Raw genomic sequence first — 22850 nt, forward strand, 5'->3', positions numbered from 1 at the left:
CCGCCCTGTTCGGTCACCTGGGCCGGGGCCGGGGCCGCGAGATCAGGCCTGTGCTCCGCTCGGCCGCAGGGCGCGCATACGCCCGTCGAGCTCGCGTTGGTAGAAGTCGACGAAACCGTCGGGGTCGGGGCCCGCGTTCTGCATGACCAGGCGGTCGAAGCCCGCGTCGACGAACTTCTGCGCCACCTCGACGTACCGGGCGGGGTCCGTGCCGCAGGCGAACTTACCCAGGATGTCCTCCTCGCGCACGGTCGACGTGGCGGCGTCGAAGTTGACCGGGTTGGGCAGCTCGCTCATGACCTTCCAGCCGGTCAGCGCCCACCGTGAGGTCTCCAGGGCGGCCTTCGCCCCGGTGTGCTCGTCGGGCGCCCAGGCCATCGGCACCTCCGCGTAGGCCGGGCCGCTGCCCCCGGCCTCCTTGTACTGCCGGACGATCTCCGGCTTCTCCTCCGTCGCGAACAGGCCGTCGCCGAGCTCAGCGGCGATGCGCGTCGACGCCTTGCCGCTGGCCGCCACCGCGATCAGGGGCAGCTCCTCGGGGAGGTCGAAGACGCGGGCGTCCTCAAGGCGCAGGTGCTTGCCCTCGTACGACCGGTAGCCCCCGCTCCAAAGCAGCCGGATGATCTCCAGGGCCTCCCTGAACATCTCGTGCCGGGTGCGGACGGTGTCGGGGAAGCCGCGGCCGACCACATGCTCGTTCAGCCGCTCGCCCGAGCCGACGCCCAGCACGAAGCGGCCGTCCGAGACGAGGGCGAGGGTGGCGGCGGCCTGCGCGATGATCGCCGGGTGGTAGCGCACGGTCGGGCAGGTCACTCCCGTCGCCAGCTGGATGCGCGAGGTCTTGGCGGCGATGGTGCCGAGCACGGTCCAGGCGAACGGCGAGTGGCCCTGGTTGTCGAGCCACGGGTGGTAGTGATCGCTGATCTCGACGAAATCGAAGCCGGCTTCCTCGGCGAGAACCGCCTGCCGAACCAGTTCCTTGGGGCCGAATGCCTCGGCGGCCAGCTTGTAACCGATCTGCATTGCTTGCTCCTCGTTTCCTCGTGCGACGGCACCGTTTTCGTCCGCACCGAGGTACCCGGCGATTTCGACGCTTAACGCGCGCCTGTTCTCCCCATTCTTTTCATCCGGTCAGGTGCGCCGCATCCCGAGATTTACGCCGCGATACGGGGTTCACGCCGCATGGCCCACAGGACCGGACCGCCTCCGGGCAGCCGCGTCTCTTCCTGCACGGAAAAGCCGAAGTGCTCGTAGAAAGGCAGATTGGACGGCTTGGAGGACTCCAGGCGGACGGGCAGACCCGCCGCGTCGGCCTGGGCGAGTCCTGACCGCAGCAGGTTCGCCCCGTGCCCCTGACCGCGGGCGGCCGGATCGGCGCCGACGACGGCCAGGTACCAGTGTTCTTCCTCCGGCGTGTGCTCGGCGGCGGCCATGGCGGCGTCACGGAACAGTTCGGCGCGCTCGCCCAGGATGACCTGGAGCTCCTGGACCGTCTCCGCGTCGGGCACGGCCTTGGCCCGGCCCTCCGGCGGCACCCAGAAGGCGGCTGCGGCGCCGGTGCGCTCGCAGACGCCGTGGTGGACGTACTGCCTGGTGAAGAGCGTGGCGAAGTACCGCCCGAGGCCCGCGTTGCGCGAGGCGGCGTCGGGGAAGAACCAGCGCATCATCGGGTCGTCGTCGAAGGCGTCGGCGAGGACGCGGCTGATGAGCGGGGCGTCGTCGATCGTGGCCTGCTGTGGGCTGTTCGATATCGGCATACGGGCATTCTGCACCGCTGATGATCTTGGCTCGGGGCGGGGGTGGCCGGGAGCGCACGCGCGCGGCGGGCTTCCCGCGCGGCACGCGACGGGGCGCGGCGCCCCCCTCACATTAAAGACGGGCGCCCCCTCGCATAAAGGGGGCGCCCGCCATGATGTGCCGCCGGTCAGTGCTTGCCGGTGTCCTTGATCTTTTCCTTGGCCTGACGGGCGTCACCCTTGGCCTGTTCGGCACGGCCCTTGGCGGTGAGGCGTTCATTGCCCACGGCGCGTCCTGCGGCCTCCTTGACCTTGCCGCTGATCTGCTCGGTCTTCGCCTGGTTCTTCTCGTTGGCGGCCATGTCGCTCACCCTCCGATGGTTCGGGATTGTGTGCTGCGTATACGCGTGGCCGCCCATGGACGATGTAAACGTGCCTCACCGAGAGAATTCGGCGGCCGGGATTTCCGCGTGTCACACCGGTCCGGCTGGGAACCCCGCATGCGGGAACAGTGCGGAACGGATCGGAGCGGGGCATGGCCGGCGAGGACGAGGGGCAGCGGACGCCGGGTGCTGTCCGGCGCTGGTCCGGCCGGGCGCGGGACTGGTGGCAGCGGGCCCTGGCGACACCCGGCTACGAGCGTCACACCCTGCTGCTCATCTTCAAGAGCACGCTGGCCGCGACCCTGGCCTGGTTCATCTCCTACGACGTGCTGCACACGACGTCACCCGCCTTCGCGCCGTTCTCCGCGGTGCTGATCATGCAGGTGACGGTCTATCAGTCGCTGCTGCAATCGCTGCGCTACCTGGCGGCCGTGGCGGTCGGCGTGGCCATGGTGGCGGCCCTGGGATTCATGATCGGATCGGACCTCCTGACGTTCGTGCTCGTGGCGGTCGTCGGCCTGACCATCGGGCGCTGGCCCGCGCTCGGCTCCCAGGGCTCCCAGGTCGCCACCGGAGCGTTCTTCGCCTTCTCCGTCTACGCCCTCGCCTCCACCGGCAGCGAGAAGATCACCCAGCTGGGGCAGATCGTCCTCCTCGTCCTGATCGGCTGCGGCATCGGCGTCATCGTCAACCTCACGGTCGCCCCGCCGATGCGGCACAGCAGCGCGGAATCCGGCCTCCGCACGCTCTCCGCCGCCCTCGGCGACCTGGTGAGCGACATGTATCCCGTACTGCGCGAGAACGAGATCGACGCCGACCACTGTGCCCATTGGCACAGCAGGGCGGAGCAGACCGGCGGCATGATCACACAGGCGCGCGACGGTTTCCGTACGGCCGAGGAGAGCCTCTACTACAACCCCCGGCTGCTGTTGCGCAGGAAGCGGGGCGGCCATGTCTCGTTCGAGGGCTACGGCGCGGTCCTCGAAGCCCTGGTGCGCGCGCTCTACCAGGTCTCGTCGCTGACCCGCAGCCTCGACCAGTGGACCGAGCAGGAGGAGGGCAGGCTCGACGACGGCGCGTTCTTCGGCAGCTACGCCGACTTCCTCGAAAGCATCTCGAAGATCACCGACGTGCTCGCCGAACTCGACGAGAACTCCCTGGCCGAGCAGGCCCGGCACCTCGGCGAACTGGCCGACGACGCCCAGGGCCGCGCCCGCGCGGTGACCGAGCAGGCGGCCCGCTCCGGCCTGCCGCTGGCCGACCCGGCCCGCCCGTACGGAGTCCTCGTCGTCGAGGCGAACCGCCTCATGGAGGAGTTCCAGCACACCTGCGACGTGCTCAAGGACACGTGCTGACCTCCGGCCCGTGGTGGCCCCAGGACCCTCCGAGAGCCGTTCGCACCGTTTGTGCCCCGGGGGACACGGGCACCCGACCCGGGTCACCGATCTTGGGCGGCACGCGGCACCGGCCGCCCATGCCCGACTTCCGCAGGAGGCCTCCCCATGCAAGAGGGCCAGCACGACGCCCGCACGAGCGACCACGGCACGCCGCAGGTCACGTCCGAGCCGACGCCTCCGTTCCCGGGGGACAAGCACGGCCCGCCGCCCGGCGTCGAGGCCGACATGTCCCCGCGGCCCCGCTACGAGGCACCGCGGTACAAGGCCGCCGACAAGCTGCTCGGCAAGGTCGCGCTGATCACCGGCGGCGACTCCGGGATCGGCCGGGCCGTCTCCTGGCTCTACGCGCGCGAAGGGGCCGACGTCGCCATCGTCCACCTGCCCGAGGAGCAGCAGGACGCCGAAGAGACCCGGCGGCTCGTCGAGAAGGCCGGACGCACCTGTCTGCTGCTGCCCGGCGACGTGAGCGACGCCGACTTCTGCCGCGACGCCGTGGCACGCACCGTGGCGGAGTTCGGCACGCTGAACATCCTGGTGAACAACGCCGCCTACCTGAACAGCAAGCTGGAGCTCGAGCAGCTCAACGCCGAGGACTGGGACCGCACGTTCAAGACGAACGTGTACGCCTACTTCCACCTGGTCATGGCGAGCCTGCCGCACCTGGACGCGGGCGACGCGATCATCGCCACGGCCACGGAGGAAGCCCTGAAGGGCAGCACCACGATGATCGACTACGCGGCTTCGAAGGCGGCCCTGATCACCTTCACCAAGTCGATCGCGCCCCACCTCGCCAAGCGGGGCGTCCGCGCCAACGTCGTCGCCCCCGGACCCGTGTGGACGGTCCTCAACACGGCCGACCCGCACATGCCCAAGGACGGCCTCTCCCAGGTCGGCAGCGAGACCCCGCTCGGCCGTCCCGCCCAGCCGGAGGAGCTGGCGCCCGCCTACGTCTACCTGGCCTCCGACGCGGACTCCAGCTTCACCGTGGGCGAGGTCCTCGCCGTGACGGGCGGTGAGACCGACACGCGCTGACCGCGGCCCGACACCGCGATGACCTGCGGGCGAGTTGTCATGCCTCCGGCTCTCGCACTACTGTCACCACGCCTTGGTGCTCGGGAAATCCGGTGTGATGCCGGTGCGGCCCTCGCCACTGTGATCGGGATGTCCGGCTCCAGCCCTCGCGGCAGCCACTGGGCGCACACGCGCCCGGGAAGGCGGAGTTCGGGCGGTACTACCCGTCAGCCAGGAGACCGGCCAAGGCACGTCGTCCATCCACGAGGTGCTGGAGAGGGTCTGCTGAGCCATGCACATTGCCGAGGGTTTCCTCCCGCCGGCGCACGCCATCGCCTGGGGCGTAGCGTCCGCGCCGTTCGTCGTCCACGGAGTCCGCTCCCTTACGCGTGAGGTCAAGGAGCACCCCGAGAGCACCCTGCTCCTGGGTGCGTCCGGAGCCTTCACCTTCGTCCTGTCCGCACTGAAGATCCCGTCGGTCACCGGAAGTTGCTCGCACCCGACGGGCACCGGCCTCGGCGCGATCCTGTTCCGCCCGCCGATCATGGCGGTGCTCGGCACGATCACGCTGCTGTTCCAGGCGCTGCTGCTCGCCCACGGCGGGCTCACCACGCTCGGCGCCAACGTCTTCTCCATGGCGATCGTCGGGCCCTGGGCCGGATACGCCGTCTACCGGCTCCTGAAGCGGTACGACGTGCCGCTCATGGTGGCGGTGTTCTTCGGCGCGTTCGTCGCCGACCTGTCCACGTACTGCGTCACCAGCGTCCAGCTCGCCCTCGCTTTCCCCGACCCCGGCAGCGGATTCATCGGCGCCCTGGGCAAGTTCGGCGGCATCTTCGCCGTCACCCAGATCCCGCTGGCGGTCAGCGAGGGACTGCTCACCGTCCTCGTGATGCGGCTCCTCGTGCAGTCCAGCAAGGGAGAGCTCACACGGCTCGGCGTACTGCTCCAGCGCAAGCGGACGGCCAAGGCCACCGACACGGACAACACCAGGACCGAGACGGGGGCCAGCGCCTGATGAGCCGGAACGCGAAGATAAACACCCTGCTGATCGTCATCGTCGCCGCCCTCGCGGTCCTGCCGCTCGTGCTGGGACTCGGCGACCACAAGAAGGAGCCGTTCGCGGGCGCCGACGCCCAGGCCGAGACGGCGATCACCGAGATCGACCCCGACTACGAGCCCTGGTTCTCCCCGCTGTACGAACCGCCGTCCGGCGAGGTCGAGTCGGCGCTCTTCGCCCTTCAGGCGGCGCTCGGCGCAGGCGTCCTCGCGTACTACTTCGGGCTGCGCAGGGGGCGCCGCCAGGGCGCGGAGCGCGAGCGGGTGCGGGACGGCCACGCCGAGCCGCCCGGCGACGCGGCGGACAGCCGCAACGGGGCCGGGCAGGCCTGATCCGCGGTGCTGCCCATCGACGCGGCGGCGCACAGCAGCCGCTGGCGCCGCCGTCACCCCGTGGACAAGGCCGTGCTCGGCCTCGGCCTCACCGTCCTCGCCATCTCGCTGCCGCCCTGGCCGGGCGCGGCCCTCGTCCTCGTCACCGCGCTCGTGGTGCTGCTCGGCCCCGCGGGCGTGCCGCCCCGCAAGCTGTGGCGCGCCTACCGCGTGCCGCTCGGCTTCTGCGTCACCGGAGCCCTGACCCTGCTCGTCCAGCTCGGCGGCCCCGACGGGTTCGTCACGCTCGCCGAAGGCGGCCCCGCGCGCGCCGGGGGGCTGCTGCTCCGGACCTCGGCGGCCTCGCTCGGGGTGCTCCTGTTCGCCTTCACCACGCCCCTGTCGGACCTGCTGCCCCGCCTGGTCGGGGCGGGGGTGCCGGCGCCCGTGGTGGACGTCGCCCTCGTGACGTACCGGATGAGCTTCCTGCTCATGGACTCCATGGGGCGCGTCCGCCAGGCGCAGGCGGCGCGGCTCGGCCACACCACCAGAGCCGCCGCCTGGCGGTCGCTCGCGGGGCTCGGCGCCACCGCGTTCGTGCGCGCCTTCGACCGGGCGGGGCGGCTTCAGGCAGGGCTCGCCGGGCGCGGCTACGACGGCACGCTGCGGGTGCTCGTGCCCGAGGCGAAGGTCTCCCGGCCCTTCGTGGCCGCCGTCGCGGTCCTTCTCCTGGGCCTGATCGCCCTCACCCTCGTACTGGAAAGGTTCCTTCCATGAGCGAGCCCCTGGTGGCGCTGCGCGCGGCGTCCTACGCGTACGAAGAGGGGCCCGCCGTGCTCAGCGGCCTGGACTTCGACGTCGCCGAGGGACGCGCCCTCGCCCTGCTCGGGCGCAACGGCAGCGGCAAGACCACCCTCATGCGGCTGCTCAGCGGCGGACTCCGCCCCAGCGAGGGCGAGTTGACGCTCGGCGGAGTCCCGGTGACGTACGACCGCAAGGGGCTGACCCGGCTGCGTACCACCGTCCAGCTCGTCGTGCAGGACCCCGACGACCAGTTGTTCGCCGCCTCCGTCGAGCAGGACGTGTCCTTCGGTCCGCTGAACCTCGGGCTGCCCGACGCCGAGGTGCGGGCGCGGGTGGCCGAGTCGCTGGCCGCCCTCGACATCGGGGCGCTGGCCGACCGGCCCACCCACCTGCTCTCCTACGGTCAGCGCAAGCGCACGGCCATCGCGGGCGCCGTGGCGATGCGCCCGCGCGTGCTGATCCTCGACGAGCCGACCGCGGGCCTGGACCCCGAAGGGCAGGAGCGCCTCCTCGCCACCCTGCGGGGCCTGCGGGACACGGGGACGACCGTGGTGATGGCGACCCACGACGTGGACCTGGCCCTGCGCTGGGCCGACGACGCGGCGCTGCTCACCCCCTCCGGGGTCCGCACGGGCCCGGCCGCGGCCACCCTGGCCGACCGGGACCTCCTGGCCCGGGCGGGCCTGAACCTGCCGTGGGGTGTCGCCGTCGCCGAACTGCTGCGCGCGCACGGCCTCCTGACGGAGGCGGACCGCGGGCCGCGCACGCCGGAGGAGTGCGAGGTGCTCCCGGGGGCGGCGTAGCGGGGCGTGTGGGCTGGATCACTCCCGGGTGCGGGAACTCGGTACTCCGCCGCCCCGACTCCTGTACCGGCACGGCCGCGACCGGCCGGCGCCGCAGGCGCGAGCCACACCCGTGATGCACGACGCGCGCAGGAGACCGCTGATGGACCACCCCCGCCGCTTCACCCCCCGCCCTTTCGTTACCCGCCGATTCAACCCGCTCCGGTCCGACCCCCGCCGCTTCACCCTCCCCGCCTTCCTGCTGCTGCTCGCCCTGGTGTTCACCGTGTCGTACGCCGTCGGCTCCTGGGCGGGGCCCGTCGCCCCCGGCATGCACGGACCCGGGACGAGCACCGGCGACGGCGGTACGCGGCCGGCCGGCGACGACGCCGAGGAGATGCCCGGCATGGGCGGGATGCACGGATGACGGCCGCCGGCACCCGGCTGACCGCGCCCGAGGCGGCGGCCGTCACCGATCTGGCCGTGGACGGCATGACCTGCGCGGCCTGTGTGCGGCGGGTCGAGAAGAAGCTGGCCCGGCTGGAGGGCGTGAGTGCCACGGTCAACCTGGCCACCGGGCGCGCCCGGGTCAGTCACCCGCCCCACGTCACGCCCGCTGACCTGGCCGCGGCCATCGAGAGCGCCGGATACACGGCGCGACCCCCCGAGCCGCCGCGGGCGGAGCCCGAGCCGGAACCGGCCAGGAACGAGGAGCGGGACCGGCTGCTCGTCGTGGCGCTGCTCTCGCTGCCGGTGCTCGTCCTGTCCATGGCGCCCGTACTCCAGTTCCGCAACTGGCAGTGGCTGTGCTTCGCGCTGGCCGCGCCGGTCGCGGTATGGGGCGCCCGGCCCTTCCACGTACGGGCGCTGCGCGGCCTGAGGCACTCCACGGCGACGATGGACACGCTGGTCTCGCTGGGCGTGATGGCCTCCTTCGGCTGGTCGGCGTACGCGCTCTTCCTCGGCGGCGCGGGCACCCCCGGCATGCGGATGCCCTTCAGCCTGCTGCCCTCGGCCGACGCGGGCGACGGCACCGCGGACATCTACCTGGAGGCCGTCGTCGCCGTACCCCTGTTCGTGCTGGGCGGACGCCTCCTTGAGGCGCGGGCCAGGCGCGGCACGGGGCAGGCGCTGCGGTCGCTCGCCGAGCTGGGGGCCAAGGACGTCGCCGTACGCGAGGGAACGGGCGAACGCCGTATTCCCATCGGGGAGTTGCGGGCCGGGCAGGTCTTCGTCACCAGGCCGGGGGAGCGGGTCGCGACCGACGGGGAGGTGGTCGAGGGCAGCTCCGCCGTCGATCTGTCGCTGGTCACGGGGGAGAGCGAACCGGTCGAGGTCGGCGCGGGCTCGTCCGTGGTCGGCGGCGCCGTCAACGCGGGCGGCATGCTCCTGGTGCGCGCCACGGCGATCGGCGCCGACACCCGACTGGCACGCATCACACGCATGGTGACGGACGCTCAGGCCGGCAAGGCGCGCGCCCAGCGGCTCGCGGACTCGGTGGCCGGCGTGTTCGTACCGGTGGTGCTGACCATCGCCGTCACGGTGCTCGGCTTCTGGCTCGGCGCAGGCGCCGACCCGCAGGCGGCCGTCACCGCCTGCGTGGCGGTGCTCGTCGTCGCGTGCCCGTGCGCCCTGGGGCTCGCGACGCCGACGGCGCTGCTGGCCGCCACCGGGCGCGGCGCGCGGCTCGGCGTTCTCGTCAGCGGGCCGCGGGCGCTCGAAGGGCTGCGGCACGTCGACACCGTCGTCCTGGACAAGACGGGGACGCTGACCTCCGGGCGGATGAGCGTCACGCGGGTCACGGCGCTGCCGGGCGGGACCGGCGGGGAGGCCGTGGTGCGGCTGGCCGGTGCGGTGGAACAGGGCTCGGAGCACCCGCTGGGCCGCGCGCTCGTCGCGTACGCGGGGCGGCCGCTGCCCGAGGTCACCGGGTTCCGGGCGCTGCCGGGGGCCGGGGTGAGCGGGCATGTCGAGGGGCGCTTCGTCGAAGTCGGGGTGCCTGAGGGGGAGTTGCCCGAGCCGCTGGCCCGCGCCCTTGAGGCGTGCGAGACCGCGCGCCATACACCGGTCCTGGTCCGCGTGGACGGTGAGCCCGAGGCGCTGCTCGCGGTCGGGGATGTCGTACGGCCGGGCAGTTACCGCGCCGTCGACCGGCTGAAGCGGCTGGGCGTGCGGCCCGTGCTCGCCACGGGCGACCACGAGGCCACCGCCCGCGCCGTCGCCGCCGAGCTCGGCATCGACGACGTACGGGCACGGTGTTCGCCCGAGGACAAGGCGGAACTGGTGCGCCGGCTGCGGGCCGACGGGCGCCGCGTGGCGGTGATCGGCGACGGTGTGAACGACGCCGCCGCGCTGGCCTGCGCCGACCTCGGCATCGCGATGGGCGGCGGCACGGACGTGGCCATCGGGGCGGCCGACGTCACCCTCGTCCGCGGCGACATCGAGGCGGTCGCGGACGCCGTCCTCCTGGCCCGCCGCACCCTCGGCACGATCCGCGCCAACCTGATCTGGGCGTTCGGATACAACGCGGTGACCGTGCCGCTCGCCGCGGTGGGTCTGCTGGACCCCATGTTCGCGGCCGCCGCGATGTCGGCGAGTTCCCTGCTCGTCGTGGGCAACAGCCTGCGCCTGCGCACCTGGCGGCCCACGCGTCGCGGTGGCGGCCGATGACGGGCACGGCCGCGCGGCGGCCCGCCCGACGCCGGCTCACCGACGCCGTGCGTGTCGCCCTGGCCCCGGTGGCGGCGTGTGTGCTCGCGCTCGGCGGTCTCGTCGCGTGGACCGCGTCGGGGGCCGCGGGGAGCCCCGCGCGCGTCGAGGTCTCCGCCGGGCGGATGTACCTGCCGTTCGGCGGCAGCAGGGAGTCCGCGGCCTTCTTCCGTATCGTCAACTCCGGTGGCAGCGCTGACCAGTTGACCGGCGTCACCTCGACGGCCGCCTCCGATGTCATGCTCGGCCGCAACACACGGACCGGCGGCAACGCGGCGACCATGCGCGGGGTGGGCTCCGTCACGGTCCCGGCGGGCGGCACGCTGGAGATGTCACCGCGGGGCCTGGACGTGATGCTGACGCTGCGCGAACCGGTGCGCGCCGGGGACCGTGTGCCGTTCGTGCTGCGCTTCCGTGACGGCGGACGGATCAGCGTGTCGGCTGTCGTGGTCCGCCCCGGCACCGGCTGAACGACCCGGCCCCGCGACCGTACGGAGAAGGCCTAATGTGGCGGAATGGCGACACAGATGATCATTCTCAACGGCGGTTCCAGCTCCGGGAAGTCCGGCATCGTGCGGTGCCTGCAAGACGTGCTGCCCGACCCGTGGCTGGCGTTCGGCTGCGATTCCTTCGTCGAGTCGATGCCCGCGAGGATGCAGGCGTCCCAGGAGGGCATCGAGGTCGCGGCGGACGGCTCGGTGAGCGTCGGCGAGGACTTCCGGGCCCTTGAGGAAGCCTGGACGGAGGGCATCGTCGCGATGGCCCGCGCGGGCGCCAGGATCATCGTCGACGACGTCTTCCTCGGCGGGGCCGCGTCGCAGCGGCGGTGGCTGAAGAGACTGGACGACGTGGAGGTGCTGTGGGTCGGCGTGCGGTGTGAGAGCGCGGTCGCCGAGGACCGCGGGGTCGCGCGCGGCGACCGCGCCAAGGGCATGGCGGCGTCGCAGGCGGACACGGTGCACGACGGCGTGGCCTACGACATCGAGGTCGACACGACCCACGCCGAATCCATGGCGTGCGCGCGCACCATCGCCGCCCGGGTGAGCCTGTCGGCGCGGCGATGACCGGCCGCTCGTTGCCACGACAAAAGCCCGGGCGGCGACGGTACGCGGACATCGTCGCGGCGCCGCCGTGGCTCCCCACCATGGCGGCGCCGCGGTAACCCTTCGGCTGTCGGGGCGCGCGGGAGTTGGCCCCGTGGTGACAGGTCGGAAGGGTTGGAGGACCGGGCCCGTGTTGTCGGCTCACGGGCCCGGCCACGCAGGGCCTGAGCGTGTGCTGAAAGACGGATGAAGCGCGAGAGGAGCCGCCCGGGGGGGGAGTGCCGAAACGCGGATACCCCCGGGGAGCTGGAGGGCCAGGGACGCGTCCGGGGGCCGGGGACCAAGGAGTAAGGCCGCCTCATGCGGCCGTCATGCTTGTCCCACCACGCTAGACCTCAGAGAGCCCTCGCGAAATCCGGCAGCGGTACGAGACTGTGTGCGCCTATTCCGGTAGGCGGGACCCGGCCCCGGGCCCGCGGCCGACGCTCACTCCGGGTCGATGAAGAACTCCTGCGAGACGGCCGACGTACACGCCTGGCGCGTCACCTCCACGCCCGCGGACGTGCCACCGCCCGCCATGCCGACGCACTGGCCCGTGGACTCCTCGCGGATGCGGAAGCCGCCGGGGACCGGGGCTTCGACGGCTTCGACGAGGAAGACCGTGGCGGCGGCACAGGCGTCCCACGGTTCGAGCATGCCGGGCACCGGGCCCCCGTTCATGACGGTCAGGCAGCCGATGCCGAACTCGGGGTGGTGCCACTGGATGCGGTAGCGGCCCGCGCCGACCTCTTCCAGGTAGGTGCGCGGCGGAGTGGCCTGGGAGCAGTCACGCTGGACGGCGACGGCGCTCTGGTAGAGGCCCTTGCGGTCGCGGCCCTCGGTGACGCACAGGGAGGGCGCGCCGGCGGGCCGGATCTTCGCCCAGCCGAGCACGGGACCCACGTAGCGCTCCTGCGAGAAGACGGACCCGGGCTGCCGGTCGCAGCTCCACTGGCGCAACTGCGCGCCGTCGGTGGCGGAGGAGCCGGTGACCTCCAGGCAGAGCGAGGGCGCTGACTTGGGCTGTATCCAGACCCCGCCGTCGGTCTCGCCGAAGGTGAAGCTGGCGCCGGGCCGGCTGTCGCAGGTCTGCTGCCGTACGAGGGCGCCGGCCGTGGTGCTCGAATTCTCGACGGCCATGCACTTGCCGCTGTAGGCGTTGACGAGCTGGTACGAACCGCCGCCGAGGGAGGAGGTCCGCAGCGTCCACAGCGCGTTCTCGCGCCCGGCGCACCGGCGCTGGGTGATCACCTCGCCCTCGGCCGCGGAATTGGCTTCCAGGCACATGCCGCTGTGCTTGGCGACGATGTTGATGTCCGACGTGGCGGCCCGCGCCGTGCCCGGCGTTCCGCCCAGGCCCGTCAGTGTGAACAGCAGGGCGGTGACGGCGATCAGGGCGGCGTGGCCACGTCCGTGCCGCATGAGACGGCCGTGGCGCGCCTGATGTCCGTTTCCCGGTCTTCGCATGATTCCCCCTCGGATGTGCCCATGTGCCGGAGTCTTCCGGCGCGGAGCGTCGCACAGGGGTCTGACGCACGTCTGACGGCGCCGACGAGGGCTCACGGCAGGCGGGTTCGTCAGGGGTGCGTCAGCCGGGGCGGCCACCATCGGCCCCGTACCGCTGGGCACGGCCGGTTTCTGTCGACCAGACGAGGGGTGTACTCACCATGAGCGGAAGACCCGGGCGGCGGCTGCGTGGCGTCGCGGGACAACTGGCAGCCTCCGCGTTGCTGTGCGCGGCGCTCACCGCGCCCGCCGCCGCGGCGCCCGGCGCCGGACCGGATACCGCAACGGGTGCCCGAGCGGGCGCCGACGCGGAGTGCTGGCTGCGGCCGGGCGAGCCGCATGTGGACTGGACCGGGATGGGTTTCACCGGGGACCTGTGGTGCGACCTCACCCCCGGTTCGGTGCGTATCCAGTCGCGTTCCACCAGCCCGGTCATCGGCACCATGCGGTTCAGCCCGCACTGGTTCGTGTGCTGGAAGGAGGGCTCCGACTACATGGGCAGCAACATCTGGTACTACACCCAGGGCGACCAGGTCGTGACCTCCCCCAAGGTCAAGGCGTGGGGCTACATGCCCGCCGACATGGTCGAGGCGCCCCAGCACCCGTTCCCCGGGCTGACCAAGTGCTCCTGGTCGTGACCGGCATCCGCGCGTCCGCCACTGTCCCGTACGGCACGTGCCGAACCGTCAGGAGTACGCCGTGAAACGCAGACCGTCCCGCCCGCTCCTCGCCACCCGTGCCGCCGCCGTCGCCATGGCCGTAGGCGCGCTGCTGGGCCCGGCCCTCGTGGCCGTCCCGGCGCACGCCGACGCGCGGTCCACCTGCGCGATGCAGGACGGGATCATTCTGCGCGACACCATCGGCAACACGTTCACCAAGGCGCTGTACTGCGACAACCTCCCGGCGGACCTGTACGGCAGGCCCACGTTCAGCGCGCCGGTCACGGGGTGGCTGCTCCTGTCACCCTCCTGGTTCACCTGCTACAGCATCGGCCCGAAGGACACCCAGGGCAACGACGTCTGGTACTACACGCAGGGCGACCGGGTGGGCGACCTGCCCTACATCAAGGGCTGGGGCAACGTCCCGGCCGAGGTGGTCCAGCTCGGCGCCGGCATGTCGCACCCGGTGGCCGGACTGCCGCGCTGCCCCTGGTACTGACGAACGGTTCCCACCCCTGTCAGCGAAGCGAGAAGGAGCTGCGATGAAGACCGGACGCACGATCCGTACGGCCGCCGCGACGGTGGTGGCCGCCGCCGTCCTGGCGGTGGGCTCCGCGGGCACCGCGACCGCGGGTTCCACGGCGGCGACGGTCGCCGAGTGGCGGCTGTGCATGTACCTGGGTTCGCACCCGACCCTCCAGATGGGCAGCTCGGGGGAGGCCGTGCGGCACCTCCAGTGCGTTCTGAACGAGGTCTACCGCTACCAGAACGTCCCGCGGACCGGCGTCTTCGAAGAGGTGACCAGGGCCTCCGTCGAACATCTGCAACTACAGTTCTCCAAGCCCTCCACCGGTGTCGTGGACGCCGTGACGTGGAGCGTGCTGCATCCGTAGCGGGTGACGGGGGCGGGCGCCGCCCGCCCCCGACCCTCGTACGCGACGCACGGTTTCCGGCCACTTCACACCTACGCATTTCTTGGCATGGACCTGGCTACACCGGACCGTTACGCTCCGACCGGCACGCTCTGAGAGCGCTCTCTTGCGGCGTTCTCGGTTCTCGTCTCCTGTTCCACCCCACCGAGCTGGAACGACAGAAGGGCCATCCGCCTTGAGACACCTGACGCACCCCCACTCCACCACCGCTTCCGCCGGGCGCCGCAGAACCGCCCTCGGCGCGGGAGTATGCGCCCTGTTCCTGGGCGCCGCCGCCACCGTCGGCCTCCCCTCCGCCTCCGCGGCCGACTCCACGTCCCCCAAGGCCGCCGCACCGGCGTCGGCCGCCCTCCTGACGGCCATGCAGAAGGACCTCGGCCTCTCGAAGAGCGAAGCCGTGCGGCGGCTCGCGGCCGAGAAGAAGGCGACCGCGGTCGAGGGCGAGGCGCGCGAAGCCGCGGGGTCCGCCTACGGCGGCTCCTGGTTCGACGCCTCCGCGGGCAGGCTGACGGTCGCCCTCACGGACAAGGCGAAGGCCGACGAGGTACGGACGGCCGGCGCCGACGTCACGGTGGTGGCGCACTCCGCGCGGCGGCTCGACGGCGCCAAGAAGAAGATCGACGCGCTCAAGGCGCCCAAGGGCGTGAGCAGTTGGCACGTCGACCCGCGCGCGAACAGCGTCATCGTGAACGTCGTCGCGTCCCGCCAGGCTGACAACGATGTCCGTACCTTCGTCGAACGGGCCGAGAAGGCCGGACCCGTCACCGTCCGGGAAGTGAGTGAGGCGCCGCGCACCTTCGCCGCGGGCACGGTCGGCGGCGACCCGTACTACACCGGCAACGCCCGCTGCTCCATAGGCTTCTCCGTCCACGGCGGCTTCGTCTCGGCCGGCCACTGCGGCCGGACGGGCGCGCAGGTCCGCGGCTGGGACAACTCGACCATCGGCAACTTCCAGGGCTCGTCCTTCCCGGGCAACGACTACTCCTGGGTCAACGTGGGCAACGGCTGGTGGACGGTGCCCGTCGTGCTCGGCTGGGGCACGGTCTCCGACCAGTTGGTGCGGGGTTCCGCGGTCGCGCCCATCGGCGCGTCCGTCTGCCGCTCGGGCTCCACGACGCACTGGCACTGCGGCAAGGTGCTCGCCACCAACGAGACCGTCAACTACAGCCAGGGCGCGGTCCACGAGATGACCAAGACCAGCGTCTGCGCGGAGCCCGGCGACTCCGGCGGCTCCTTCATCAGCGGTGACCAGGCGCAGGGTGTCACCTCCGGAGGCTGGGGCAACTGCTCCGGCGGCGGCGAGACCTGGCACCAGCCGGTCAACGAGATCCTCAACCGCTACGGCCTGAGACTGCACACCGCCTGACCCGCATCCCCCCTTTCGGGGCCCGCCACGGCGAAGGCACCTTGTGCCTTCCTCCCCTTGCCGTGGCGGGCCCTTCCCGGCGGCTGAAGGCAACTCCATTCGCCGCCCCGCGGGTTGGGTATGGTCCGAACCCACCTGCGATCAAGGAGAGCGAATGGCAGCGGAACAGACACTCGGGATCATCGGCGTGGGCGAGATCGCGCACGCCATCGTGAGCGGCCTGTGCGACGGCACGGACACACCGCCCGCGATAGCGCTGTCCCCCAGAGGCGCCCGGGTCGCCGCCGAACTGGCGGACCGCCACCGGAACGTACGGGTGTGCGCGGACAACCAGGCCGTGGCCGACGCGTCCGACGTCGTGATCCTGGCCGTGCGGCCACAGCAGCGCGCCGAGGCCCTGACCCCGCTCACGGTCAAGCCCGGCACGGTCGTCATCAGTGCCATCGCGGGCACCGGCATCGCCGAGGTCGGCGAGCTCCTCGGCCACGCGGGCCCCGTCGTCCGCGTCATCCCGCTGCCCGCCGTGAGCCGCAGGTCGTCGATCACCGTCACCTACCCCGGGCACCCGGTCGCCGAGGCGCTGTTCGACCGCCTCGGAGGGTCGCTCGTGGCACCCGCGGAGGAGGCGTTCGACGTGTTCTCCGCGCTGACATCGACCTTCACCTCGTACTACGCGTACTTGGCCACGCTCGCCGCCTGGGGGACCCGGCAGGGCATCGACGGCGAGGCCGCGGACCGGTACGTCCGCGGCCTGTTCCAGGACGCCGCGCACGCGCTGGCCGACGAGTCGAGGACACTGCCGCGGATCGCGGCGGGCCACGAGACGCCGGGCGGCATCAACGAACGCATCCGCACGACGTGGTTCGAGCCCCACCGCGAGGCGTTGGAGAGCGCCCTCGACACCCTGCTGGCCGACCTCAAGCGCGGCTACTGAGCCAGCGCCTCAGCCGCGCGGCACGTCCTGCGGCCACGTCTCCGGCTGCCACAGGCCGGCCCGCCGCAGTGACGCCGGGCAGTGGCGGAATATCTCGTCGATCTCGACGACGACGGCGAGCTGCGGGCGCCGGCCATCGACGGCCATCGCGTCGAAGAACGGGGCGTCGGTGAGAATCCGCGCCCGGCCGTTGACGCGCAGCACGTCGGCGCCGCCGGGCACGAGGTGCAGCAGGCCCACGCGGGGGTTGACGAGGATGTTGCGGAGGCTGTCGCCGCGCCGGTTGCCGGGTCGGTCGGGGAGGACCACCGTGCGCGCGTCAAGGACGTGGACGAAGCCCATGGTGTCGCCCCGCGGCGACGAGTCGCAGTTGCCGTCCGCGTCCGACGTGGACAGCACGCAGAAGGGGGAGCGGGCGAGTATGCCCAGGTCGTCCTCGGTGAGTTCGTCGTGCACCTTGTCGATGACGATCGGGTGCGGGGCGCCGAGCAGCTCGGTCAGCTCCTCGTCGGAGGTGAGCTCCCGCCAACCCGCCGGGCGGGGCTCCCGCGTGGAGCCGGGTGCGGGGGCCGGGCCGCCGGACGCGGGGACGGCGGTTGCGGATATCACGGCGTCGGGCACAGGCGGTCCTCAGAGTGGCTGATATGTAATGTTAGGCTCACCTTACTGGAATGGAACTGGCAGGTGAGAGGTGCCCCCTGCCGCGAGAAGGGGCAGTCGACTGATGAGCCGGAGCACGAGAAAGCCGGTCATCGGGACAACGGACCCCAAGGCTCCCGCGCCCCCCACGGCTTCCGCCACGGACGCGGTGGCCCGCGGCGGACGCGGCGCGCCCGCCCTCGGCGCCGGACTCCTCCTCCTGCTCGTCCTGCTCGTACTCGCCGTGTTCGCCAGCCTGATGGTCGGCGCCGGAAGCGTGGGCGCCGACGATCTGCTGCCCGGCCTCCTCGATCCCGACCTCACCGACAAGGGCCAGCTCATCCTGCGGGAGGTGCGCATCCCGCGCACCGCCGCCGGATTGCTCGCGGGCGTCGCCCTGGGCCTCGCGGGAACGGTGATGCAGGGCGTCGCCCGCAACCCCCTCGCCGACCCGGGCGTCCTCGGGGTCAACTCAGGGGCCTCGGCGGCCGTCGTCTTCGCCATCAGCATCCTCGGCATGTCCGACCCCGCCCACTACATCTGGTTCGGTTTCCTCGGCGCCCTGGTCGCCTCGCTCGTCGTGTTCGGCATCGGCTCGATGGGCAGGGAGGGCGCCACGCCCGTCAAACTGGCACTCGCGGGCGCGGCCACCGGGGCGGCGCTGCTGTCCCTCACCACGTCGATGCTGCTCACCGACTCGAAGTCGTACGACCAGTACCGCTTCTGGCAGGTCGGCTCGCTCACCGGGCGCGAGGCCCCCGTGCTGTGGCAGGCGCTGCCGTTCATCGCCGTCGGCACCGTCCTGGCGCTGCTCCTCGGGCCCCGCCTCAACGCCCTGTCCCTCGGCGACGACCTCGCGCGCGGCCTCGGCCAGCGGATCGGCCTCGCCAGGGCCGCCTGCGGCGTGGCCGTGGTCCTGCTCTGCGGTGCCGCGACCGTCGTCGCCGGGCCGATCGCGTTCCTCGGCCTCGTCGTACCGCACGCCGCCCGGGTGTTCACCGGCCCCGACTACCGGTGGGTCCTGCCGTACAGCGCGCTGATCGCCCCCGTACTGCTGTTGACCGCGGACATCGTGGGACGCGTGATCGCCCCGCCCGGCGAGGTCCAGGCCGGCATCGTGACCGCCGCTATCGGCGCCATCCCGTTCGTCCTGCTCGTGCGCCGCAGGAAGCTGTCCGAGCTGTGAACCGAACGACGGACTCCGCGCTGTGAACGGGAACGACGGACAAGGCATACGAACGATGAGTGAGCGGGGTGCCGTGAGTACCGTGACCGAAGCCGGGCGCGCCGAGGCGGTGGAGCGCGTCCACGCCGTGCGGCGGGCCCGGCGCGCACGCGTGGCGCTGGTCCAGATGGTCCTGCTGGCGGCGATCGCCGCCGTGTTCTGCGCCGCCCTGAGCTTCGGCGACATGTCCGTACCGCTCGGCGACGTCATCGGCGCGCTGACCGGCGGCGGCGACCTCGGCACCCACTTCATCGTCGTGGAGCTGCGCCTTCCGCGCGTGCTGCTCGGCCTGCTCGTCGGCGTCGCGTTCGGCCTCGCGGGAGCGCTGTTCCAGGCGCTCCTGCGCAATCCGCTCGCCAGCCCGGACGTGATCGGCATCAGCCAGGGCGCGAGCGCCGCCGCCGTGCTCGCCTCGCTCGGGTTCGCGGTGAGCGGCATCGCGCTGTCCGCCGCCGCGCTCGCCGGCGCGCTGGTGAGCGCCGCCGTCATCTACGCCTTCGCCTGGCGCCGCAACGTCTCGGGCCAGCGCTTCGTCCTGGTCGGCATCGGCATCGGCGCGGGGCTGTCCAGCGTCACCTCGTACCTCCTCACCAACTCCGAGGTGACCGAGGCGCAGAACGCCCTCGTGTGGCTCACCGGCAGCCTCAACGGCAGCACCCTGGAACAGGTGTGGCCGCTGCTCGGCGCCCTGGTCGTCCTGCTGCCGCTGACCGCCGTCGCCGCCCGCGACCTGGGCGCGCTCCAGCTCGGCGACGACACCGCGGCAGGGCTCGGCACCCGCGTGGGCCGCGGCCGCCTCGCACTGCTCGGCTGCGCGGTCGCGCTCGCCGGGGTCGCCACGGCGGCGGCCGGACCGGTCGCGTTCGTCGCGTTCGTGTCGGCGCCCGTGGCCAGGCGTCTCGTGCCCGGCTCGGGCGCGGCACTCGTGCCCGCCGCGCTCACCGGCGCCCTGCTGGTGATCGCCGCCGACTTCGCGGCGCAGCATCTGCTGTGGTCCAGCCAGTTCCCGGTCGGGGTGGTCACGAGCCTGATCGGCGCCCCGTACCTGCTCTGGCTGCTGGCCCGCGCCAACCGCACGGGAAGGGCCGGCTGACGGTGACGGAGAAACACATCGACACGGACAAGGGCATGGACACGAGCATGGACCGGGAGCGGGACAGGGATGAGGGCGGCGGCATGCCCGACACGCACGGCACGAGCGAGACGGACGGCGCCGGCCCCGACGGCCACACCCCCGGCCGCCCCGGCGGCCACACCCTCGCCACCCGGGACATCCACCTCGGCTACGACGGCCGCGAGGTCGTCCACGGGCTGAGCCTGGACATCCCGCCCGGCCGCATCACGATGATCGTGGGCCCCAACGCCTGCGGCAAGTCGACGCTGCTGCGCGCCATGGCCCGGCTCCTGACCCCGACCTCAGGCAGCGCGCTGCTCGACGGCCGCAGCATCCACGCGATGCCGACCCGTGAGGTCGCCGCCCACCTCGGCATCCTGCCGCAGACACCGGTGGCACCCGACGGCATCACGGTGAGCGACCTGGTGGGCCGCGGCCGGTACCCGCACCAGGGCTGGTTCCGGCGCTGGACCGCCGAGGACGACGCGGCGGTCGCCGACGCGCTCCTCGCCACGGACGTCCTCGACCTCGCGGGACGCCCGGTGGACGAACTGTCGGGCGGCCAGCGGCAGCGGGTGTGGATCGCCATGGCGCTGGCCCAGCGCACCGACATCCTGCTGCTCGACGAGCCGACCACCTACCTGGACGTCAGCCACCAACTGGACGTGCTCGACCTCCTGGTCGACCTCAACGAGGAGCACGGCACCACGATCGTCGTGGTCCTGCACGACCTGAACCTCGCCTGCCGCTACGCCGACCATCTCGTCGCCATGCGGGACGGCCGCGTGATCGCCGAGGGCGCCCCGCGGGACGTCGTCACCGAGGAACTGGTCAACGAGGCCTTCGGAATGCGCTCCTCGCTCGTCCCCGACCCGGTCTCGGGCACACCACTCATCGTCCCCATCGGACGCCACCGCGTCGGCTGACGGCGTCCGCACCGCACATTAGGAGCCTTACCCCCATGTCCTTCAGTCTCAAGTCGCTGTTCTCGCGGCGCCGCTCCGCCGCCGCGCTGGTCGCGGCCGTGGCCCTCACCGGCGGTCTCACCGCCTGCTCGTCCTCCGACGACTCCGCCGACGAGGGCGGCTCGGCGTCGACCGCCGGGTTCCCCGTCAAGGTGGCCACCAAGTTCGGCGACATCTCGGTGAAGGAGAAGCCGCAGCGTGTGGTGGCGCTCGGATGGGGCGACGCGGAGACCGCGCTGGCCCTCGGCGTCCAGCCCGTCGGCGCCAGCGACTGGCTGGCCTTCGGCGGCGACGGCGTCGGGCCGTGGGCCAAGGGCCTGTACAAGAAGAGCCCGACGAAGATCGGCACGCTGGAGCCGGAGTACGAGAAGATCGCCTCGCTCAAGCCCGACCTGATCCTGGACACCAAGTCCAGCGGCGACCAGAAGCGGTACGACACCCTGAGCAAGATCGCACCCACCATCGGCGTGCCCAAGGGCGGCGAGCAGTACCTCACCAACTGGGAGACGCAGACCACGATGGTCGCGGACGCCCTCGGCCTGCACGACAAGGGCGAGAAGCTGATCGCCGGCACGGAGAAGGAATTCAAGGCCGCCACCGCGGCACACCCCGAGTTCAAGGGCAAGACCGTCACGGCGGGTTCGCGCACCAGCGTCGGCTACGGCGCCTACGTGAGCGGCAGCGGCCGCGTCGACTTCCTGGAGCGGCTCGGCTTCAAGAACAACCCCGAGGTCGAAGCCAAGAAGGGCAAGTCCTTCTCGGTCGAGATCTCCCGCGAGAGCCTCGACACGCTCGACTCCGGCCTGCTGGTCATGGCGCCGATCGGCCTCCCGGCCTCGAAGATCGAGAAGGACCCGCTCTACCAGGACATCCCCGCCGTCAAGGCCGGTCACGACGTCGTCTTCGACCCGAAGTCGGACCTCAGCTCCGCGTTCGCCACGGACTCGGTCCTCTCCGTCTCCTACGCCCTGGACAAGGTCGTCCCGGAGTTCGCCAAGGCGCTGAAGTAGCACGACTCCGGGCGCGGCCCGCTCATGACGTCAGCCGGCGCAGGGCGTTGGTCAGGGCCCGGACACCCGCCTCCGCCTTCTCGCGCGGACAGCCGACGTTGAGCCGGATCATGCCGGGCGCGCCATAGGTGCCGCCCGGCATGATGGCGACCTTCTCGGCCTCGATGAGCTCTCTCTGGAGCGCGTCGTCGTCCACGTCCAGCGGCCGCAGGTCGATCCATGCCAGATAGCCCGCCTGCGGCGGCTGCCAGCCGAGCCCGGGGAACGCCCCGTTCAGGCGCTCGGCGACCATGGCGAGGTTGTCGGCCACGTAATCCCGCAGTGCGTCGAGCCAGGGCGCCCCCTGCCGGTAGGCGGCGATGTGCCCGACCAGGGAGAGCACGGCGGGGGACGAGAGGCCGTCGGCGTCCTTGAGCTGCCGCAGGTAGGCGTCGCGTGACGGCGCGTCGCCGATGATGCCGTAACTCCCCGTCAGCGCGGGGATGTTGAACGACTTCGACGCCGAGGTCAGCATCGCCCAGCGGCCAGGACGCGCGTGCCGGGCCCAGGGGCGGTGGACGTACGGCGGATGCGCCAGGTCGGAGTGGATCTCGTCGCTGACGACGGCCACCCCGTGCCGGTCGCACAGCTCGGCGACGCGGTCCAGCTCGTCCGCGGTCCACACGTGACCGGTCGGGTTGTGCGGCGAGCAGAGCAGGAGGACGGACGTGTCAGGGAGGGCGAGCAGTTCCTCCAGGGCCGCCCAGTCACCGAGCGGGCAGCCGCGCAGCTCGCGTCCGGCCGCCGCGACGGTCTTCGGGAACGCGTCGTAGACCGGGGTGTGCGTCACCACCCCATCGCCCGGCCGCGACCACAGCCGCAGCAGGACCGAGAGCTGGTAGATGACGGACGGTCCGTAGACGATGGACGCGGTGTCCACGTCCGTGGCGTGCCGGGTCGCGTACCAGTGCGCGACCGCGGACAGGAAGTCCTCCTGCCGCCAGCGCGAGTAGCCGAGGACACCGTGGTCGAGGCGTGCGCGGAGCGCGGCCATCACCTCCGGCGCCGTCTCGAAGTCCATGTCGGAGATGGTGAAGGGCAGCAGGTCCGGCACGCCGAAGCGGTCCTCGACGTAGTCCCACTGCGTGCACCAGGTGCCGCGCCGGTCGACGGGGGTGTCGAAGTCGTACGTGTACGGGGCCGGCCGGTCCTGGGGCGTCGCGTCGCGGGTCGGGGAAGCCATGGG

25 protein-coding genes and 1 riboswitch are annotated in these 22850 nt (G+C 72.2%); of the genes, 19 read left to right on the plus strand and 6 right to left on the minus strand.

The features are described from left to right. Positions 1-42: 42 nt before the first annotated feature. From ACZ6JY_RS10450 to ACZ6JY_RS10460, 3 genes are all read right to left on the minus strand, one after another. Positions 43-1023: a TIGR03557 family F420-dependent LLM class oxidoreductase gene (locus ACZ6JY_RS10450; RefSeq protein WP_469194293.1), complete on the minus strand. Its 981-nt coding sequence runs from the start codon at positions 1021-1023 to the stop codon at positions 43-45. Positions 1024-1154: 131 nt separating this feature from the next. Continuing rightward, positions 1155-1757: a GNAT family N-acetyltransferase gene (locus tag ACZ6JY_RS10455; protein WP_469194295.1), complete on the minus strand. Its 603-nt coding sequence runs from the start codon at positions 1755-1757 to the stop codon at positions 1155-1157. A 167-nt stretch (positions 1758-1924) separates the two neighbouring features. Continuing rightward, positions 1925-2098 (minus strand): CsbD family protein, encoded by a 174-nt coding sequence (locus tag ACZ6JY_RS10460; RefSeq protein WP_469194297.1) that lies wholly within the window; start codon positions 2096-2098, stop codon positions 1925-1927. Positions 2099-2271: 173 nt separating this feature from the next. Between ACZ6JY_RS10460 and ACZ6JY_RS10465 the strand changes: the two genes are divergently transcribed. The 10 genes from ACZ6JY_RS10465 (at position 2272) to cpt (ending at position 11257) form a co-directional block, all read left to right on the plus strand. Further along, entirely contained in the window at positions 2272-3474 is a 1203-nt protein-coding gene (locus ACZ6JY_RS10465) for an FUSC family protein (protein ID WP_469194299.1), read from the plus strand. Positions 3475-3621: 147 nt separating this feature from the next. Beyond that, complete coding sequence (locus tag ACZ6JY_RS10470; protein ID WP_469194301.1) at positions 3622-4548, plus strand: SDR family oxidoreductase; 927 nt, start codon at positions 3622-3624, stop codon at positions 4546-4548. Between the two features lie 57 nt (positions 4549-4605). After that, positions 4606-4789, plus strand: a riboswitch (cobalamin riboswitch). 30 nt (positions 4790-4819) lie between these two features. Then, a complete protein-coding gene (locus ACZ6JY_RS10475; RefSeq protein WP_469194303.1) occupies positions 4820-5545 on the plus strand; it encodes an energy-coupling factor ABC transporter permease in 726 nt (241 codons plus the stop codon). Beyond that, positions 5545-5919: an energy-coupling factor ABC transporter substrate-binding protein gene (locus ACZ6JY_RS10480; RefSeq protein ID WP_469194305.1), complete on the plus strand. Its 375-nt coding sequence runs from the start codon at positions 5545-5547 to the stop codon at positions 5917-5919. The genes ACZ6JY_RS10475 and ACZ6JY_RS10480 overlap by 1 nt, the downstream gene beginning before the upstream one ends. A gap of 6 nt (positions 5920-5925) precedes the next feature. Then, positions 5926-6675: a cobalt ECF transporter T component CbiQ gene (gene cbiQ, locus ACZ6JY_RS10485; protein WP_469194307.1), complete on the plus strand. Its 750-nt coding sequence runs from the start codon at positions 5926-5928 to the stop codon at positions 6673-6675. Further along, on the plus strand, positions 6672-7505 hold the full coding sequence (locus ACZ6JY_RS10490) for an energy-coupling factor ABC transporter ATP-binding protein (protein WP_469194309.1): 834 nt from the start codon (positions 6672-6674) through the stop codon (positions 7503-7505). The genes cbiQ and ACZ6JY_RS10490 overlap by 4 nt, the downstream gene beginning before the upstream one ends. 142 nt (positions 7506-7647) lie before the next feature. Next, positions 7648-7911, plus strand: a complete 264-nt coding sequence (locus ACZ6JY_RS10495) for a hypothetical protein (protein WP_469194311.1) — start codon at positions 7648-7650, stop codon at positions 7909-7911. Beyond that, a complete protein-coding gene (locus ACZ6JY_RS10500; protein WP_469194313.1) occupies positions 7908-10154 on the plus strand; it encodes a heavy metal translocating P-type ATPase in 2247 nt (748 codons plus the stop codon). The genes ACZ6JY_RS10495 and ACZ6JY_RS10500 overlap by 4 nt, the downstream gene beginning before the upstream one ends. Next, positions 10151-10663, plus strand: a complete 513-nt coding sequence (locus ACZ6JY_RS10505; protein ID WP_469194315.1) for a copper chaperone PCu(A)C — start codon at positions 10151-10153, stop codon at positions 10661-10663. The genes ACZ6JY_RS10500 and ACZ6JY_RS10505 overlap by 4 nt, the downstream gene beginning before the upstream one ends. Before the next feature lie 45 nt (positions 10664-10708). Continuing rightward, complete coding sequence (gene cpt, locus ACZ6JY_RS10510) at positions 10709-11257, plus strand: chloramphenicol phosphotransferase CPT (protein WP_469194317.1); 549 nt, start codon at positions 10709-10711, stop codon at positions 11255-11257. 465 nt (positions 11258-11722) lie between these two features. On the opposite strand, the gene ACZ6JY_RS10515 is transcribed toward cpt, so the two are convergent. Further along, positions 11723-12697 carry an RICIN domain-containing protein gene (locus ACZ6JY_RS10515; protein WP_469194319.1) on the minus strand — a complete coding sequence of 325 codons (975 nt, stop codon included), beginning with the start codon at positions 12695-12697 and terminating at the stop codon, positions 11723-11725. 245 nt (positions 12698-12942) lie between these two features. Here ACZ6JY_RS10515 and ACZ6JY_RS10520 point away from each other — a divergent pair, with 245 nt between their 5' ends. From ACZ6JY_RS10520 to ACZ6JY_RS10540, 5 genes are all read left to right on the plus strand, one after another. Next, positions 12943-13419: a hypothetical protein gene (locus ACZ6JY_RS10520; protein WP_469194321.1), complete on the plus strand. Its 477-nt coding sequence runs from the start codon at positions 12943-12945 to the stop codon at positions 13417-13419. Between the two features lie 61 nt (positions 13420-13480). Continuing rightward, a complete protein-coding gene (locus ACZ6JY_RS10525; protein WP_469194323.1) occupies positions 13481-13939 on the plus strand; it encodes a hypothetical protein in 459 nt (152 codons plus the stop codon). Positions 13940-13982: 43 nt separating this feature from the next. Beyond that, positions 13983-14333, plus strand: a complete 351-nt coding sequence (locus ACZ6JY_RS10530) for a peptidoglycan-binding domain-containing protein (protein ID WP_469194325.1) — start codon at positions 13983-13985, stop codon at positions 14331-14333. 214 nt (positions 14334-14547) lie between these two features. Then, a complete protein-coding gene (locus ACZ6JY_RS10535; RefSeq protein ID WP_469194327.1) occupies positions 14548-15738 on the plus strand; it encodes a S1 family peptidase in 1191 nt (396 codons plus the stop codon). A 154-nt stretch (positions 15739-15892) separates the two neighbouring features. Then, positions 15893-16672: an NAD(P)-binding domain-containing protein gene (locus ACZ6JY_RS10540; RefSeq protein ID WP_469194329.1), complete on the plus strand. Its 780-nt coding sequence runs from the start codon at positions 15893-15895 to the stop codon at positions 16670-16672. A gap of 9 nt (positions 16673-16681) precedes the next feature. On the opposite strand, the gene ACZ6JY_RS10545 is transcribed toward ACZ6JY_RS10540, so the two are convergent. Continuing rightward, positions 16682-17293: an MSMEG_1061 family FMN-dependent PPOX-type flavoprotein gene (locus ACZ6JY_RS10545; protein WP_469194331.1), complete on the minus strand. Its 612-nt coding sequence runs from the start codon at positions 17291-17293 to the stop codon at positions 16682-16684. Positions 17294-17396: 103 nt separating this feature from the next. Here ACZ6JY_RS10545 and ACZ6JY_RS10550 point away from each other — a divergent pair, with 103 nt between their 5' ends. The 4 genes from ACZ6JY_RS10550 (at position 17397) to ACZ6JY_RS10565 (ending at position 21625) form a co-directional block, all read left to right on the plus strand. Next, positions 17397-18497 carry a FecCD family ABC transporter permease gene (locus tag ACZ6JY_RS10550; RefSeq protein WP_469194333.1) on the plus strand — a complete coding sequence of 367 codons (1101 nt, stop codon included), beginning with the start codon at positions 17397-17399 and terminating at the stop codon, positions 18495-18497. Between the two features lie 73 nt (positions 18498-18570). Next, positions 18571-19629: a FecCD family ABC transporter permease gene (locus ACZ6JY_RS10555; RefSeq protein WP_469194335.1), complete on the plus strand. Its 1059-nt coding sequence runs from the start codon at positions 18571-18573 to the stop codon at positions 19627-19629. 2 nt (positions 19630-19631) lie between these two features. Then, entirely contained in the window at positions 19632-20576 is a 945-nt protein-coding gene (locus ACZ6JY_RS10560; RefSeq protein WP_469194337.1) for an ABC transporter ATP-binding protein, read from the plus strand. A 35-nt stretch (positions 20577-20611) separates the two neighbouring features. Beyond that, entirely contained in the window at positions 20612-21625 is a 1014-nt protein-coding gene (locus tag ACZ6JY_RS10565) for an iron-siderophore ABC transporter substrate-binding protein (RefSeq protein ID WP_469194339.1), read from the plus strand. Positions 21626-21647: 22 nt separating this feature from the next. On the opposite strand, the gene ACZ6JY_RS10570 is transcribed toward ACZ6JY_RS10565, so the two are convergent. After that, complete coding sequence (locus ACZ6JY_RS10570; RefSeq protein WP_469194341.1) at positions 21648-22847, minus strand: MalY/PatB family protein; 1200 nt, start codon at positions 22845-22847, stop codon at positions 21648-21650. Positions 22848-22850 lie beyond the last annotated feature (3 nt).

The organism is Streptomyces sp. NPDC046335 (assembly GCF_055587985.1).